The organism is Marinobacter sp. KMM 10035, assembly GCF_046537445.1.
Classification (GTDB): Bacteria; Pseudomonadota; Gammaproteobacteria; order Pseudomonadales; family Oleiphilaceae; genus Marinobacter; species Marinobacter sediminicola.
Map to the genome: position 1 here is coordinate 654,196 of NZ_JBBVMG010000001.1, position 16,048 is coordinate 670,243.

At 49.6% G+C, this 16,048-nt stretch carries 17 protein-coding genes; all 17 read left to right on the forward strand.

Annotated features, from left to right (window positions below; translation table 11 throughout):
* The first annotated feature begins 76 nt into the window (after positions 1-76).
* The 17 genes from AADB16_RS02840 (at position 77) to AADB16_RS02920 (ending at position 15,877) form a co-directional block, all read left to right on the forward strand.
* The gene (locus AADB16_RS02840; protein ID WP_410801241.1) at positions 77-643 is read left to right on the forward strand and encodes a hypothetical protein; all 567 of its coding nucleotides are present in this window, start codon (positions 77-79) and stop codon (positions 641-643) included.
* Entirely contained in the window at positions 644-985 is a 342-nt protein-coding gene (locus AADB16_RS02845; protein WP_410801242.1) for a hypothetical protein, read from the forward strand.
* A 212-nt stretch (positions 986-1,197) separates the two neighbouring features.
* Positions 1,198-1,632 carry a uracil-DNA glycosylase family protein gene (locus tag AADB16_RS02850; protein WP_410801244.1) on the forward strand — a complete coding sequence of 145 codons (435 nt, stop codon included), beginning with the start codon at positions 1,198-1,200 and terminating at the stop codon, positions 1,630-1,632.
* An 83-nt stretch (positions 1,633-1,715) separates the two neighbouring features.
* The gene (locus tag AADB16_RS02855) at positions 1,716-2,216 is read left to right on the forward strand and encodes a hypothetical protein (RefSeq protein WP_410801246.1); all 501 of its coding nucleotides are present in this window, start codon (positions 1,716-1,718) and stop codon (positions 2,214-2,216) included.
* A 96-nt stretch (positions 2,217-2,312) separates the two neighbouring features.
* Positions 2,313-2,786 (forward strand): hypothetical protein, encoded by a 474-nt coding sequence (locus AADB16_RS02860; RefSeq protein ID WP_410801248.1) that lies wholly within the window; start codon positions 2,313-2,315, stop codon positions 2,784-2,786.
* 680 nt (positions 2,787-3,466) lie between these two features.
* On the forward strand, positions 3,467-3,625 hold the full coding sequence (locus tag AADB16_RS02865) for a hypothetical protein (protein ID WP_309044216.1): 159 nt from the start codon (positions 3,467-3,469) through the stop codon (positions 3,623-3,625).
* Positions 3,626-4,262: 637 nt separating this feature from the next.
* The gene (locus AADB16_RS02870; RefSeq protein ID WP_410801250.1) at positions 4,263-5,354 is read left to right on the forward strand and encodes a hypothetical protein; all 1,092 of its coding nucleotides are present in this window, start codon (positions 4,263-4,265) and stop codon (positions 5,352-5,354) included.
* Between the two features lie 85 nt (positions 5,355-5,439).
* A protein-coding gene (locus tag AADB16_RS02875) for an IS3 family transposase (protein ID WP_410801252.1) occupies positions 5,440-6,620 on the forward strand; the annotation gives its coding sequence in 2 pieces (ribosomal slippage) (positions 5,440-5,736 and positions 5,739-6,620; 1,179 coding nt in all).
* An 85-nt stretch (positions 6,621-6,705) separates the two neighbouring features.
* Complete coding sequence (locus AADB16_RS02880) at positions 6,706-6,954, forward strand: hypothetical protein (RefSeq protein ID WP_216007354.1); 249 nt, start codon at positions 6,706-6,708, stop codon at positions 6,952-6,954.
* A 189-nt stretch (positions 6,955-7,143) separates the two neighbouring features.
* Positions 7,144-7,683: a DUF6988 family protein gene (locus AADB16_RS02885; RefSeq protein ID WP_410801254.1), complete on the forward strand. Its 540-nt coding sequence runs from the start codon at positions 7,144-7,146 to the stop codon at positions 7,681-7,683.
* Between the two features lie 96 nt (positions 7,684-7,779).
* On the forward strand, positions 7,780-8,118 hold the full coding sequence (locus tag AADB16_RS02890; protein WP_410801255.1) for a DUF2750 domain-containing protein: 339 nt from the start codon (positions 7,780-7,782) through the stop codon (positions 8,116-8,118).
* A gap of 87 nt (positions 8,119-8,205) precedes the next feature.
* The gene (locus AADB16_RS02895; protein WP_410801257.1) at positions 8,206-8,655 is read left to right on the forward strand and encodes a hypothetical protein; all 450 of its coding nucleotides are present in this window, start codon (positions 8,206-8,208) and stop codon (positions 8,653-8,655) included.
* An 863-nt stretch (positions 8,656-9,518) separates the two neighbouring features.
* A complete protein-coding gene (locus tag AADB16_RS02900) occupies positions 9,519-10,532 on the forward strand; it encodes a hypothetical protein (RefSeq protein WP_410801259.1) in 1,014 nt (337 codons plus the stop codon).
* Positions 10,533-10,676: 144 nt separating this feature from the next.
* Complete coding sequence (locus AADB16_RS02905) at positions 10,677-12,557, forward strand: phospholipase effector Tle1 domain-containing protein (protein ID WP_410801261.1); 1,881 nt, start codon at positions 10,677-10,679, stop codon at positions 12,555-12,557.
* Between the two features lie 12 nt (positions 12,558-12,569).
* Positions 12,570-13,193: a DUF2931 family protein gene (locus AADB16_RS02910; protein ID WP_292276220.1), complete on the forward strand. Its 624-nt coding sequence runs from the start codon at positions 12,570-12,572 to the stop codon at positions 13,191-13,193.
* A 184-nt stretch (positions 13,194-13,377) separates the two neighbouring features.
* The gene (locus tag AADB16_RS02915) at positions 13,378-15,270 is read left to right on the forward strand and encodes a phospholipase effector Tle1 domain-containing protein (protein WP_410801263.1); all 1,893 of its coding nucleotides are present in this window, start codon (positions 13,378-13,380) and stop codon (positions 15,268-15,270) included.
* Positions 15,260-15,877, forward strand: coding sequence for a DUF2931 family protein (locus AADB16_RS02920; RefSeq protein WP_310966547.1), 618 nt, complete (start codon positions 15,260-15,262; stop codon positions 15,875-15,877). The genes AADB16_RS02915 and AADB16_RS02920 overlap by 11 nt, the downstream gene beginning before the upstream one ends.
* Positions 15,878-16,048: the final 171 nt, after the last annotated feature.

The following is a 16,048-nucleotide window of genomic DNA, read 5'->3' on the forward strand; positions in this document are numbered from 1 at the left end:
GGAGTTGACAGGGTGAGGTTGCGATCCTTTCCGGCTTTCAATAATATTGCGCACTAAATTGAAAAAGGAGTTTTCAATGATCTACCGTTCCGCACTTTTTTTTCTGCTTTTTTGTATTTCTCTCAATTCCGCCTTAGGCAATGAGGCAATAAAGTTTCAGTACGAGAAAAAAGATTACGGACCAACCTTAATTTTAGCCTCTGGCCTCGTTGGTCGCTTAAATGTTCCGGTTGCTGAATTAGAAGGAGCAAAAATAATTCCAGGCGCCGGCATAACTGTGATGTTCCCCGACCGTTCCTATTTTTCCCTTGAAGTTTTGACAAGCGAAGACTTCGGTTATAAAGGGGTCGACATTCGTAGTTGGCCTTTGTATTTATTTGGCATCAAAGAAAGCGGGCCTGAGCCAGAAAGCTACATATCTGAATTAAAAAAATCTAAGAAGTTTGTTATCGATCTCGATATATCTCCCGAGGAGGTTAGAATTTTCGAAACTTCCAGTGGCACGGGATACTGGGCATTTGGGAAGAAAAAATCATTTATCGTCCTTGTTGACGAAAATAACTCGAATCAAATTTTAGTGGTAAAAATAGAGAGTATTTCGGAAGAAAGGATTGAAAGACTTATAATCAATGGAGTGATTTAAATGTCGTTGTCTAATTCGGAAAAAGAAGATCTGCTCAAAATTATTGAAGTGTTGTTTGGCCATGATTCTGAAATTGCAAGGTTAAAAGACTCGTTCAGCGGGAGAACAGTTGAAGCTGTCGAAGAAGCCCTTGAAACATTAGTTCGGTGCAATGCCAACATGCGTTCCTTGGTTGTAGGCCTGATTGGTGGTGCTGGCCTTTTTGTAAGGGGGTGGCTGCGACGGATTCTTTCAAAATTGAGGAGTGAGCTTGAGTCAAAGCGTATAAAGTTTGACGGATTAGCTTGTAAAGTCGTTATGGCATACAACTGGAGATCAGCGATAATCATTTCGACGCACTAAGCGCAAGTGCTGCGGTCGCTGCAACAAGGCAATCAAATTCGTTCCGGCCTTCGGCCTCCACCGGACGCCCTTGTCAGGGCGCCGTTTATTGCTGGCGTTAGCGAGTAAAGTTCATGCCTCAACACTTCGGAGAACACTGTCAATCTTGTCCATATCGTGATTCGAATCACCTTGACGCGAGTGCTCGTAAAATTAGGCAAACTCCAATTTCCATGGAGGACAACGGCGCTGACGTGCTTCTTATCTTCCAGGCGCCTGGGGTAGAAGAATGGGCGGAGGGTAGACCAGTCTGTAGCACGCATCCCAGTTCAGCTGGTGGTCGATTGGCTCGTGCATGGCAACGTCTAAAGCGAACACGATACGACTACAATATCACTAATACAGTGCAGTGCTTTCCGGGTAAGAGGAGTGAGGCATTTTCAGGGAGGCGGCGTGACAAAAAGCCCCCAAACGACGTGCGTAAGTTCTGCGCTAATTGGTTACAGCTCGACATTGAGGCACGGCCTTATCGCCGAATTGTCGTTTTTGGTACGGAAGCCGGAAAATCAGTAAGAGAACTCGGCTATAGCGGCGACACTCGGTTTATATATGCTGTCCATCCGGCAGGTGGGATATCAAAGGATCAGCTTGAGACCTGTCTACGCTAACAAGTGCAGGTTGTCGGACAGTTACTACGCTGCGCTCCGTACCTGCCGCAACTGCAAGCGTTAGCTCTAAATATGGAAGCAGTATGGATCTAATTTTTAGTTGGATTGAAGGGCTGTCTCCCTTCCAGCAAAGCATTCTCGGTTCTGCGGTTTTCGCCATCAGCTCTTGGCTACTTCAAAAAGTCGTCAAAAAAGCGAAGGCAAGTGGTGCAGCCTTCTCAAAAGCATACTCAGAAATTGATGTGCATAAGCATGTGCTTCACAAAGAATACATTCGCTCAGGCAATATTCAGCTAGCCAGTTATGGAGCGTCAATTGCGATGCTTCTGGCCGCTCGGTGGGTGATGCTTGGCATTCTAATCATGGTTTTCTTTTTTGGTATTAACTCGCTCTTACAGGCAGATTGGCTTTATGTGGCAGCCGCATGGTTTGCTTTCAATTGCATGCTAGAAGCAAGAAATTGGTTAAAGGACTCAAGTAACCCAGAGACCATTTCTCATGTCCCTGGAGAGACTGTTTCAAGAATCTACGAAAATTTGAGGCCCAAGCCCCAAGAGGAATTGGAGAACTCGGAAAAGAGCTAACCAGTGCATTAAATACGTTCCGGGCCTAAAGGCCCTCCACCGGACGGCTTTTTCTCCGCTTCACTGCGTAAAAGCCGCCGTTTATGCAGGCGTTAAATGTCAGATGAAATGACCTCATACAACTACCCAGAGATCATCAAGAGAAAGACTGCTGATCTGTCTAAGATCGTTGGCCTCAAACTAGAAAAGGCATTGGTCAACTACGTCTCGGACGAGATCAATGTTCTTTATTTGAAGGCTGAAGATCGTTGGTTCAGTGCACAACCGGAAATCGGAGGCGAGATACTGGGGTTTCATGAGCGAGAATCCGCGCCGCAGGAAGAGCAAACCTCTGAAGGCACTGGCGTTGTACGTATTTCGCTATTCAATCCTTTCATTGGTAACAGAGTGGTCTCGGCGAGACAGATTGGTGAAGCTTGGAATGGACACGGTTTTGAGCTGAGCTTCTCTGGCATTATGGATCAGACGCTATTGGTTCAGTCCATTCATGCAGGCTCAGAACCAGACAATTTTTCGGACTGTTTGCGCCTGGGTATCGGAAACTATGTGCATTCGGCCGATCGCATTTAACCAGGGGCTCAAGCCGACCGTTACTCCGCTGCGCTCCGTACCGGCGGCTTAGCCCAGGCGTTAGTTGGTAGTGCCTCGGTCGTTCTTGGTGGCTGTGTGCCATAGGCCTTGGCCGCAAACGGGTAACAAAACCGGACGTTTTGGAGCTTTGCCAAGGCCGTCAAATTGGGCATCATGTTGGCAGTTCAACTGATCAACGGTGTGGGTAGTGAATTGGGTGTTCCGGTCGTGGGGCCGTCCGCCGGTAAACGGTTCCTTGCTTACCTGCTAATCTAGTGTTCAGGTTCATTCACCGCATCGTTGGCGGGAATTTTATTCAAAGTGCATAAGCGGATTTTGGTGCAAGGGCAAAGGAGCATGCCATCATGTTAATTGCCAGGGAATGGGCTTCACCGATGCCCCCAACTAACCAGTCGGTCAACCGGACACCAAAAGCCTTCTGCTTTTGGTTCCCTCCGCTCGCGCTCCGGTGCCGGTTACCTCAGCGTTACATGCAATAGGGAAGCTCTATGCCGAGTCCAACCGAAGTTTGTATGAGATTCAGCGCGGAACCGCTCCCTTGCAGCGGTGAGGAAAAGCTTGGAATTGCAGTTGAGACCATTGGTAATCTTCCGATTAACGGTCTCCGGCACAAACCTGAGAATGGCACGTGCGGCTGGTATATATGGTGCGGTGAGAGCATGTCTGAAGATCCCGATTTCTTCAAACCACTTCACGTTTCTCATGTTCGAGAATATTTGCCAGAAATTGAGCAATATTTGTCGCTACCGCCAGGCTTCAGGTTCCTGGTGGCAGGCGATTACGAGGACGTTTGGTATGACCCCGAGATCGTCATGTAACAAGTCATTCCAGTTCGTTCCGGCCCTAATGGGCCTCCACCGGACGCCCTTGTCAGGGCGCCGCTGAATATTGGCGTTAGCAAGGAAGCAGATGAATCTGAATCGCGAAAAGTTTCTTGGGTTTCGGTGCCAAGTTGTCGTGGTTTTCACCGTTTGCTTCTCAGCTTGGATGGCCCTCAATTTTGCGGAAGCATACGCGTGGTATCTACTTGATTTGGAGGTAGGCAGGGAAACAGACCCTTTTCGGTATTTCGGGCGCAGAGACACCCTGTACAACCCAATTAACCTTCTGTTTTTCATTCCCTTCGCTGTTGTTTTGCTTAGCCGGCATGCAGTCTTTTTAAGGTCTATTTGGTTATGTATCGCAGTGATTTTATTGGTTATGAGCTTGATGTTAATAGGAGAAGGCGGCGACCGAAAGGGCTGTAAAACATGCTTTTCTGTTCTGCTCATATATTACATAGTGTTGCCAGTTCCAGCATTGCTGTCTTCGGCTTGGGGTATATTTAGACATTTCTATCAGAGTAGGGCTGGGCGTACTTGCTAACCAGTGCAGGCACGGCGACGCCTACTACATTGCGCCTTCGGCTCCATTTCGTAGGCGCGCATGCTGCAAGCGTTATGTTAAAGGAAGAATATGAGCACCTCCATACACACAGTTGATGCCCGTGGGCATGTCATGCTTGAAACTATGCGCGACTATTTTGGAGCGACACCGGAAGTAATGTTTCGTGAAATACAAGGTATGGTAAATACAACTGTCGAGGTTCTTAAAGATAAAGGCATTAAATACCAAGAGCTTCGGACAGCGTTGGTTCCGAGAACTGATAGATTTGAAGCAGGGTTTATTTTTGACACGCAAGATATCGAGTCAAGCTGGTATGGACTTGAAGTCATGAAACAATTGTTGCCGCTTCTAGATATCAAATCAAACTATAGCGTGCAATGTGGGGATCTAATTGGAGAAGATCAAGAGTTTATATTCTCCACTCTTCAGGAATCACTGATACTTTCGAGAAATTTAGATTTTGCTCACGGAAGCGCTTTGTACTGTGTCTATATCAACAATTTAACTGAATCAGGATTAGATCGTATAAATAAATCGCTTTCTAGTTTCAAGCCATATGTGGGCTATATTCCGTGTACATTTTCATCTAGGGCGAGGATTTACTTATCTACAATACTCGCAAACAGTTTCCTAAAGCACGGTAGTAAGGTGATCATGGGGCATGAGGATGATAGGCCAAATGAAGAAAATGTAAATATGGCTGGTTATCCATTCGAAGATTATGGAATGAAAGTTTATAGCCTTCAATCAATGTATTTTGGCGTATTGCTAAGTTACAAGATCGAAAGGCCTGTATTTAAAGGTTTTGAGTCAGATACCGAGCTTTCTTTGAACGCAATATCTTCTCAGATATTACCAATTGAAGGGTTTAATGTAGAGATTGAGGAGGCAAAGCATGGGTATTTAAAGTCAGACAAGTGCGGCAAGCTTGAAAAGGCTGGAATTGAGGCTTTAAGTAAAGACGAACTCGCCGACCTTGTTCGCTCAAAGGTATCTGAAAGCTATATCTATAATTTGTCTTATTTATCTGAACATGACGTATCAAAGTTTAACGTAATGCTTGAAATCCCAAGATTGAACGGTGGATATCCAACAAGAGTGGTAGCAGCTCTTGAATATAAGCCGAAAGAAAAATTGTTGCGCGTAATTACGATGCACTAAAAACATAACAAACGCGTCAATTAGGACGTGGACTTCCCCCACTTCAGTGGACACGCATCGATAACTCCGCCACAGGAGAAGTACGATGCCGAAAATGATCACGGGGAAGAAGACCCAACGCTATAGCGTCGAGTTCAAAGTCAAAGCGGTGGAATGGAGCTACCAGGCGCACCGGAGCGTAAAAGGCGTAGCGGAAGCGCTGGATATTCACCCATTCATGCTGTCACGCTGGCGAAAGGAATACCGAGAGGGAAAGTTCGCCATGAAACGGGTCAAGAAAGCGCCACCGGGTGCCAAAGAGCTGATGAAGGAGCGGGATGAGATCAATCGCCTGAAACGCCGAGTATCGGAGCTTCAGGAGGAAAACGACATCCTAAAAAAGTTTCAACGTTTTCAGGCCGAGGAACGACGGAAGCGTTCCGATTCGTCTGGAAACACCGGGGAGAACACGGAGTAAAAGCTCTGTGTCGCCACCTGAGCATCTCCCGCTCTGGTTACTACGCTTGGGCAAGCCGGAAGCCCAGCCAGAGAGCCGCCGAGAATGCGGAATTGCTGTTGAAGGTCCGCAGAGTCTACAACGACAGCAAGGGGCGCTACGGCAGTCCCAGGGTGTATCAAGCGCTGCGTCGTGAAGGCGAAGTGGTTGGCGAGAATCGGGTTGCCCGGTTAATGCAGGAATGGGGCATGAAAGCTCGAGTCGTGCGCGTATACCGCCGTATGACAAAGCTCAGGGAGGATTTAAAAGCTCTTCCAAATCATCGACTGGGTGCTGATAAGCCGATTGCTGTCAATCAGCACTGGAGCAGCGATGTCACCTACATCAAGTTGGGAAAGAAGTATGTGTTCCTGGCGGTCGTGCTGGACCTCTACTCACGACGCATCATCAGTTGGCGATTGGGCGAAAACCTGAGTGCAGACTTTGCTAAGGCAACCCTTAGGGAAGCTTTTATATCCCGAAAGCCAGCCCCCGATCTGTTGTTCCACACGGATCGTGGCATCGAATATCGCGCTCACAAGACCCAGGCACTGTTGAATCAGCATCGGGTACGACACAGCATGAACCGACCTGGACAGTGCACGGATAAAGCGGAGGTGGAGTCCTTCTTCAAGACGTTGAAGGGAGAATTGCTGCATGCCACCAGCTTCGTGACAATGCGGCAGTTACGGAAACATATAAGTAACTATATTGAACGCTTTTATAACAGCCTACGGCTGCACAGTAGCCTTGGTTACCGGACTCCGATAGAGTTCGAGGGAATTAACTGATGGGGCGTGTCCATTTTATTGGGGGAAGTCCAACGGCTTAAACGCCGCCGGTGTTTGAGGCGTTATATTTTTCTAGGGAGTTTCCATGGGCCTGTTTAGCTTTTACAAAGGTCGGAAAGTTGGCAGTCCTGCAAAGGTGGAGGCTCTGCAGAAAGGGCCGGTGAGGCAACGAATTGATGTTGTGGAGCTGGCACTAGAAAATGGAGATAAAGGCGTGGGGCTAAAGGTGGTCGCCACGAGCTTTTTATCCTATCAAGCACTGCCGGTTTCGCTGAATAAAGAGCAGGCCGTGGAGCTTGCCCAGCGGATACTTAAGGCTGTGGATGAGGACTAAATATAACCAGTGCAGGCACGGCGACGCCTACTACATTGCGCCTTCGGCTACATTCCGTAGGCGCGCATGCTGCAAGCGTTATGAGAAGGGGCACCATTGATAAACCGTCTTTTATCACGATCTGCTGAACTCGAAAGCAAACTCTTGGAGTTTTTGGCACTTCCTCCTTTCGATGATTCGGAGAGAGTCATGGCGAGCAGGGTCATGTGCAGCATTTCTTTCGAGCATGCCGAAAGTGCAAAGATGCTGATTTCAGCGGGTAATTTAACCTCAGCTACAGGACTTGTCCGTCTTCAATATGAAGCTCTAGTCCGAGCAATGTGGCTCCTCTATGCAGCCTCTGACATCGCTGTTTCAAAGTTAACCAGTGAACTGACACAGGAAGCAGCTGATAGAGCAAATAGGCTTCCAATGCTCAGCGAAATGTTAGAAAAACTGCAGGGTAAGGCTCCCCAAGAGCCGATCAATCTGTTGCTGGAATTCAAAGAGTACTCTTGGAAGCCCCTTAGTTCGTTCATCCACGGCGGTATTCATGCAATCCACCGCCACAGCAAGGGTTATCCACTTCCTTTACTTGAGCAGATGGTGCGCATATCCAATGGTGTGTTAGTAATGGTGGGCATGCTCTTAGTCATATTGCATGGCGGTGGTGAGCAGCGTGGCAAAATGCCACGGATTCAAAGAGAATTTGCGGACTGTTTACCTGATGTTAAGTCGCAAATCTCATAACAAGTGCAGGTTGTCGGACGTGTACTACGCTGCGCTCCGTACCCGCCGCAACTGCAAGCGTTATGTTTCGTCGTCGACAACCAATCGAGTAATTGGATGAATGTAGAAATCATCGGTGATCACGAATTTATCACCTCTGTTCAGGAGCAAGACGGTGTTTGGGTGCTAATGGCAGGCCAAGCGCTTTACGCCTTGCCATCCGAAGATGGTAAAGCTCTGCCTGTTTGGTCGTCGGCGGAGAAGGCTGAAGTATTCGCCCAGAATCTCAACCGAAGCGGATTGTTACCTGTGTTCGTGCCGTTGAATAATTTTTTGGGCGTAGCGTGGCTGGGTTCGTCGAGGCTACAAATCGTCGATGTTTTGGCATCACCTCGGTATGGTCAGGAGTCTCTCACCTACCCAGCTGCGGAGCTCAGTGCCAGACTCAAAACGTAACAAGAGCATCAAATTCGTTCCCGGCCTGGCGGCCGTCCACCGGACGCCCTAGTCGGGCGCCGTTTATGCAGGCGTTAGGAAAGAATATTGACCTTTGACTATATTTTGGAAATTGGCCACGCATCCTTGGGGCCAGTTGTAGCAATTCTCGCCGTTGCAGTCGCCTACGGGCAGTACCGCGTGCAGCGCCAAAAGGCAAAGAGCGACCTTTTTGCACTGCGGTTTGATGTATATCGTCGGACGCTTCGTTACGTCCAAGCAGCACGTTATGACTCATCAATTCCTCCCCAAATATCATCAGAATTTGCTGCTGCATTGCAGGAGGCACAGTTTTTGTTCGATGAGCAGCTATGGACATCGCTCACGAATATACAAGAAAAAGGTGTAGCCATTAGTGTGTCTCTAGAGATGATTCGAAACACACCTCCTGAACAAGAGTTGTCGTATCGCTATACAATCCAGGACTCAAAGAGGTGGATGGCCCAAGCCGAGGGCCAGCTCGCTGGGCTATTCAATAGCTACCTCCGAGTACGGTAACGAACACGCAGTGCCTAACCAACCAATCAAACCGACGCAGCAAGCTGCGCGGGTTATCGAAGCGTTATATTTCAGGGAATATTGCGTGTATCTATCCATAATAATCGGTGTCTTGGTATTACTGGGTCTTGGCGTTCTCGGGATATCTCTGCTTTTCTTTAGGCTAAATAAGTACTTGGGCTATTTTGTGGGCGCGCTTTCAAGCTTGTTAGGCCTCAGTCCCATAGTTAGTTTCGTGATTTATCAGGCTGGCTGGTTTAGCGAAGATGGTAGCCCGGGAGAGGTCGTGGGTGTAGCACTTGTAATGTTGTTTGCTGGGGCAATACTTTCCGGTAGTTTTGTCTTTTGGGGGTATGTGATCTATCGAGCCAACCGAAGCAAAATATAACCAGTTGTTGTAGTGCGTTCCGGGCCTAGCGGCCCTACACCGGACGCCTACTACGCTGCGCTCCGTAGTCGCCGCTAAACAAAAGCGTTATGGCGTTTTACGTACATTTCGTCTACATTTTTCAGGTTATGCCAAGATAGTTGGAAGGCAAAGAACATGGAGGTTTTATCGTGCGCAAGCGCCTCAATCCTGGAGAATGACCATGAAAAAAATAATGCTAAGTTTGGTTCTCATTTTATTCGCGTCGACGGCGTTTGCTCATGGGGGTGGTTGTCGCAAAGACAGTCCTCCCGGGCAATGCTGCCATGCAGGATCAAAGCCCTATCATTGCCACTAAGAGCACTTCTTCTAGCGGAGCTTGACTCGTTGAGCCATAACCATACGGTCAACCGGACATCAAAAGCGTACCGCTTTTGATTCCCTCCGCTGGCGCTCCGGCGCCGGTTACCTAGGCGTTACGTGTAAGGGTGAAGATATGGAAGTTTCCGCCGAAGAAGAAGTAAAACAAATAGAGATGGGTAAGCCGCACGTTGTCATTCTAGGTGCTGGAGCTAGTTACGCGGCCTTTCCAGACGGTGATCGACACGGGCGAAAGCTACCCTTAATGAACAACTTGGTCGAAACGCTAGGTATTGAAGATGTGGTATCGCGTTCAGGGCTATCTTTCACTTCAAATAATTTCGAGGATATTTACTCAGAAATCCACAAATATCCTGAATTGGAAAAGCTGAGAGAAGAACTCGAAGAGGCTGTTTACGAATATTTTCGGGAAATGGAGCTTCCTGACACTCCTACTATCTATGACCACCTCGTTTTGTCTCTTCGAGATAAAGACTTTATAGCAACTTTCAACTGGGACCCGTTTTTGGTTCAAGCGATCCGTAGAAATGGGCAACGGTTTAAAATGCCTCGGGTTTTGTTCCTCCATGGAAACGTTGAAGTGGGGTATTGCCCAAAAGGGCATATGATGGGGGTTAATGGCAATCAATGCCATGAATGTCATGACTTGTTAACTCCCACAAAGCTTCTCTATCCAGTCTCAGAAAAGAATTATCACTTAGATGATTTTATTTCCAAGCAGTGGTCAACGCTGGATGAGCTTCTAAAGCATACGTTCATGGTCAGTATTTTCGGGTATGGAGCTCCAGTGTCTGATGCAAGTGCAATCGATCTGCTGAAAAAGGCATGGGGTAGTGTGGATAGTAGAAACATGGAAGAGATTGAGATCATCGATATTCGCGATGAGGATGACCTTCGCGAGACCTGGTCGCCATTCATTCACACACATCATTACCGAGTCGAGAAGGATTTCTATAGCTCCTGGATCGCAAACCATCCTCGTAGGACAGGAGAGGCCTATATAAACCAATTTCTCAAAGCTCAATTTATTGAAAATAATCCGCTACCTAGAACGGCGCATTTTGAAGAGCTTTGGGATTGGTACGATAGGCTCCAGGCTGCGGAGAATTTACACGTAACCAGTGGGTGAAGCCGACCGGTACTACGCTGCGCTCCGCACCGGCAGCTTACCCAAAGCGTTATGTGGTGCCAACCATGCTACGCTTACGGGTTTTAAACCATGTTTAATCACGGGTAGCCAGGAAGCTACTTTTTACTGAAAGGAACTCTGAACATGAGCAATCTGATTGCCGCCTGCGTTGGCGACATGCACGTTTGCCCGATCAAAGGGCACGGCTCTTCCCCCATCATGCCGAACGGCTCCAGCATCCTTGTTGAAGGCAAACCTATTGCTCGGGTGGATGTTACCGGCTGCGGTGCGGTTATTACCCAAGGCTACCCGCTGGCGTTGGCCGACGGTATGCCGGTGGCCTACCTTGGCAGCCCAACCAGCCATGGCGGCTCCATTGTCAGCGGTAATCAGCGAGTCATACTGGGTGTTGCCACAACCACAGCACCGGTAGTCGATTTTGCCATGGCTGGCGCATTGGATGACAAAGGTCAGCTTACCCCCGCCGCCAAGCAGTTGCTGGACAAAGACCCGCAGGAGTTTGTACGCAAAGCCGCTCAGAAAGGTGCGTTGATTGACGAAGGCTTGCCGGACGAAGAACCGGAAGATTCCCCCGCCGAAGAAGATCGCCCCAGGGTTCGGGTAGAAGCTGGCATCTTTTTCGATGGTACAGGTAATAATCGTGGCAACACCCGCGCTTACCAGCAGGAACTTGACGACTGTCTGACGGCCAATGCCGCCGGAGCCATCTCGGAAGAAGAGTGCAGCAGTGAACTGTCGCAGGTGATGGAAGGCAGTTATCTTAATGCCGAAACCAACGTGTCAAAGCTGGAAACGCTTTATTTCAAGGACACCATAGAACAAGACGGTTCTCCTACTTACCGGCTCTCCGTTTATATTTCAGGCGTGGGCACCAAGTTTGGTGAACTGGATGATGGCCAAAGTATGGGCTTGGGGCTGGGAGAGCAAGGCATCCTCAGGAAAATTGAAGATGGTGCCGAGAAGCTCACTCTGGAGGTTGCCAACAGGGTCAATGATCCCGTTGATGAATTGATCATCGATGTGTTCGGTTTTAGCAGGGGCGCGGCAACGGCACGGCATTTTGTCAGCCGGGAAGTGTTTGACACAACGGGCTCCCTGTACGGCGAATACAAAGGGGCATTGGTCAAAGCGTTCGAGCGGGAAGGCATCCCATGGCCTGAGAAGGTAACGGTTCGTTTTCTGGGTTTATTTGACACCGTGGCTGGAGTTGCCGATGTGGGCAATCTCGATTTTTCCGCTCACGATGCGGAAACGGGACGTATCAACGTCAATGTAAAACCGGAGCATGTCCAGCGGGCCGTCCAGTTTGTTGCGAGAGATGAGCGCCGGCACAACTTCTCGTTAAACAGCCTGCGAAGTGAATCGGGCAATTTGCCCGGGAATTTTAGCGAATGGGTTTTGCCTGGTGCGCATTCCGACATTGGCGGAGGATATCCAGAACAATTCCATGAGCGAATTGAAGTGCGTCCGCCGTTAGTGATCACGGGCAAGGATCGTCGAAATCCAGAGGCCAGTTTTGAGTTCTCTCGCATGTTGCAGGAACGAGCCCTGATCAAGGCCGAGGGCTGGATCGGTTCCCTCAATCCATTGGCCAGCTTGGACATCGAACAAAAGCGCCTGCCCATGCTGCCCACTCAGCCGAGTCTGAGCGGAAATGACGTCGCTCTGCACCTATGGCTGGACCGAGAAGTTCGGGGAGAATACTCCAGAATTCCTCTGTACCTGATTCACAAGCTGGCTCTCGATGCCGGAGTGCCTTTTGATCAAATTGATCCGACAGATGCTTCTTATTCTCTACCTCAAGAACTTGTAACTGTTGCCAGAAACCTTGCCGCTCACGTCTGGCACGGCCAAGACTTGCGGCTGTCTCCTGAATCCAAAGCGCTGCTCAAGCAACGGTACATTCATCATTCTGATCATTATTTGGAAATGGGGCCGCTTTACCCGTTCAGGCCTGCAAAAAATGGCCGGCGGGCTGTTTACCCGAATAAAACCAGTGAATAAATGGAGACTTCTATGAGTATCAAGCGTTGGATGATCAGTCTCTGTATTCTGGCACTGGTTGGGTGTTCGGAACCAACGGAATCAGAGGGGCCAAGGCACGGCCCCAACAGCACATATCGCAACATCAATGTCGTAGCACCGAAACACTACGATGTTTGGGTGGATAAGTTCTTTGTTGAATCCTTGTCCGAGGACATTGGCTGGCGGGCGCCTATTGGGATTGTATCCTGTTGCTGGAAAAAACCACACGGGGCTTCGGCTGAATGGCAAACGATGCCGGAAGTCTTCCTTATCCGCTGGTTTTCGTTTGCAGAGCAAGAATCCTATGAGGCCCTGATCCGACTGGAAAACCCGGACGAGATCGAAGAAAAGATGAAGGAAGTTGCCGCATTCGAGCGCTTTGGCGAGATGGTGGAACGCCCGCGATACAACCTTGTTCTTGGCTTGGCACCAGGCGGAACGGTGGTTGCTTGGATCATGAACCGGGGTGAGAATGCCATTGAAGTTGGGCGTTTCAAGGCCAAGCCGTATGATCACGAAAAGAAGGGAGAGGACTACACAGTTCGTACCAAGAGTTACCTTGAAAGGCAGGGGGATTACTTGGAAAAACATGGAATTCGATATGAAGGTTGGTAGCTTGGGAGTAGGCAACCACATAACCAGGCCATGCACCGGATGCCAAACCCTCCGCTTCGCTACGGTTTTGCCACCGGTGATGGCGGGCGTTATGTGGTGCCAACCATGTTAATATCGCGGGTTTTGAACAAGGTTTAACCACAGGTAGCCAGGAAGCTACTTTTTACTGAAAGGAACTCTTACCATGAGCAATCTGATTGCCGCCTGCGTTGGCGACATGCACGTTTGCCCGGTCAAAGGGCACGGCTCTTCCCCCATCATGCCGAACGGCTCCAGCATCCTCGTTGAAGGCAAACCGATTGCCCGAGTGGGTGATGTCACCGGTTGCGGCGCTGTCATTACCCAGGGCTATCCATTGGCGTTGGCCGATGGTATGCCTGTGGCGTACCTTGGCAGCCCGACCAGTCATGGTGGTTCCATTGTCAGTGGTAATCAGCGAATAATACTTGGCGTTGCCACCACCACCGCACCGGTTGTGGACTTCGCCATGGCTGGCGCACTGGATGATAAAGGCCAGCTTACCCCTGCCGCCAAAGAGCTGCTGGACAAAGACCCACAGGAATTTGTTCGCAAGGCTGCCCAGAAAGGTGCCTTGATTGATGAGGGTCTACCAGAGCAGTCACAGGATCATGCCTCCGAAGAAGAGGAGCGTTCTAAAGTCCGGGTAGAGGCTGGCATCTTTTTCGATGGCACTGGCAATAATCGCGATAATACCCAAAGCTATCAGCGGCAGATGGATGAATGCCTCACAGCTAATGCAGCCGGGGCCATCTCCGAAGACGAGTGCAGTGCCGAACTGTCGCAGGTGATGGAAGGCAGTTATCTCAATGCGGAAACCAATGTCTCCAAACTGGAAAACCTTTACCAGCGTGAAGGAGGCCAAAGTGAGACCGGCGAAAGGGTCTACCGGCTATCAACTTATGTATCGGGAGTTGGGACTAAGTCCGGCGAGCCCGACGACGGTCCGAGTATGGGGCTTGGATTGGGCGAACAAGGCATACTGAAGAAAATCGAAGAAGGCAGCAATGATTTAGCCGTTAGTTTCAAACGTGCTGTGGACGCGTCGGTTGACGAGCTAATACTTGACGTTTTTGGCTTTAGCCGTGGCGCGGCCACCGCCCGGCATTTTGTTAGCCGGGAGGTGCGGGATACAACGGGCTCCTTATACGGTGAATACAAAGGGGCTTTAGTCAGAGCATTTGAGCGGCAGGGCATCCCATGGCCCAAGAAAGTTACCGTTCGCTTTGTCGGCCTTTTCGATACTGTTGCAGGGATTGCCGATATCGGCAATCTCGACTTATCTGCTCATGATGCAGAAACCGGCCGTATCAACGTCAACCTACGGCCGAAGGATGCCGAACGGGTCGTTCAGTTTGCCGCACGGGATGAGCGCCGCCACAACTTCTCACTCAACAGCCTCCGGAGTGAGTCCGGCAACTTGCCGGACCACTTCAGCGAATGGGTGCTTCCGGGTGTTCACTCCGATATTGGCGGCGGTTATCCGGATCGCTATCGAGAACGGGTTGAAGTTCGTCCGCCCTTGGTTGTCAAAGGAAAGGATCGTCGGAATCCCGAAGCCAGTTTTGAATTCTCCCGTATGTTGCAGGAACGTGCGCTGATCAAAAACGAGGGTTGGATTGGGCCACTGAACCCACTCGCCACACTTGAGATTGAACAGGAACGCCCACCCGGCTTGCCCGGCGGTGACATAACACTTCGCCTTTGGTTGGACCGCGAAGTTCGCGGTGAATACTCCCGTATTCCGCTGTATCTGATGCACAAGTTGGCGGTGGATGCTGGTGTGCCATTCGATCCTATACCCACGGAAAATCCTCAGCTGGTTTTGCCGCCGGAACTTATGACTATCGCCAGAAACCTCGCAGCTCATGTCTGGCATGGCGGCCCGCTACTGCTGAGCCCAGAATCCAAAGCGTTGCTAAAACAACGATATATTCACCATTCCGATCATTACCTGAAGCTTGGCCCGTTGTACCCGTTCAAGCCCGGCAAGTATGGCCGCCGAACCGTCCATCCGAATAAGGGGCAATGGTCAGAGGGGGAATATCATGAGTATTAAGACGCTTGCTATTAGCTTCTGTGTCCTCGCGCTGCTGGGGTGTTCGGATCAGAGTGAGTCGGAAGTGACTGCGTATGGCCCCAATTCTAATTATCGGAGTATCGGGGTAGTTGCCCCGGAACACTACGATGTCTGGGTGGATAAATTTTTTATCGAGTCGCTGTCAGAAGATATCGGGTGGCGTCGTCCCTTTGGGATCGTCACTTGTTGCTGGAAAAGCCCTCCGCTATCACGCGCAGAGTGGCAGACAACCCCCGAGTTGTTCCTTATTCGATGGTTTTCGTTCGCGGAGCAACAATCCTATGAGGCTGTTATCAGATTGGAAAACGCCGCTGAAATTGTGGAAAAGATGAAAGAGCCGGCACCGTATGAAAGATATGGTAAAACAATGCTTGAGCCTAGAGACACATTAGTTCTTGGCCTGGCACCGGGAGGAACGGTGGTCCTCTGGATCATGAATGTTGGGAAAAATGCAATTGAGGTGGGGCGCTATTCGGCTCGAAAAATAGAAACACACCCCGAGCATTACCGTGAGATCACCGAACGATATAAACGCGACAGTCAGGAGTATATATATGAGCACGGTATACCAGTGGATGACTGGTAGCTGTCGTGATTAGAAATTGGGAGCAAGTCACCACATAACCAAGCCATGCACCGGATGCCAAACCCTCCGCTTCGCTACGGTTTTGTCACCGGTGATGGCGGGCGTTATGTGGTGCCAACCATGTTAATATCGCGGGTTTTGAACAAGGTTTAACCACAGGTAGCCAGGAAG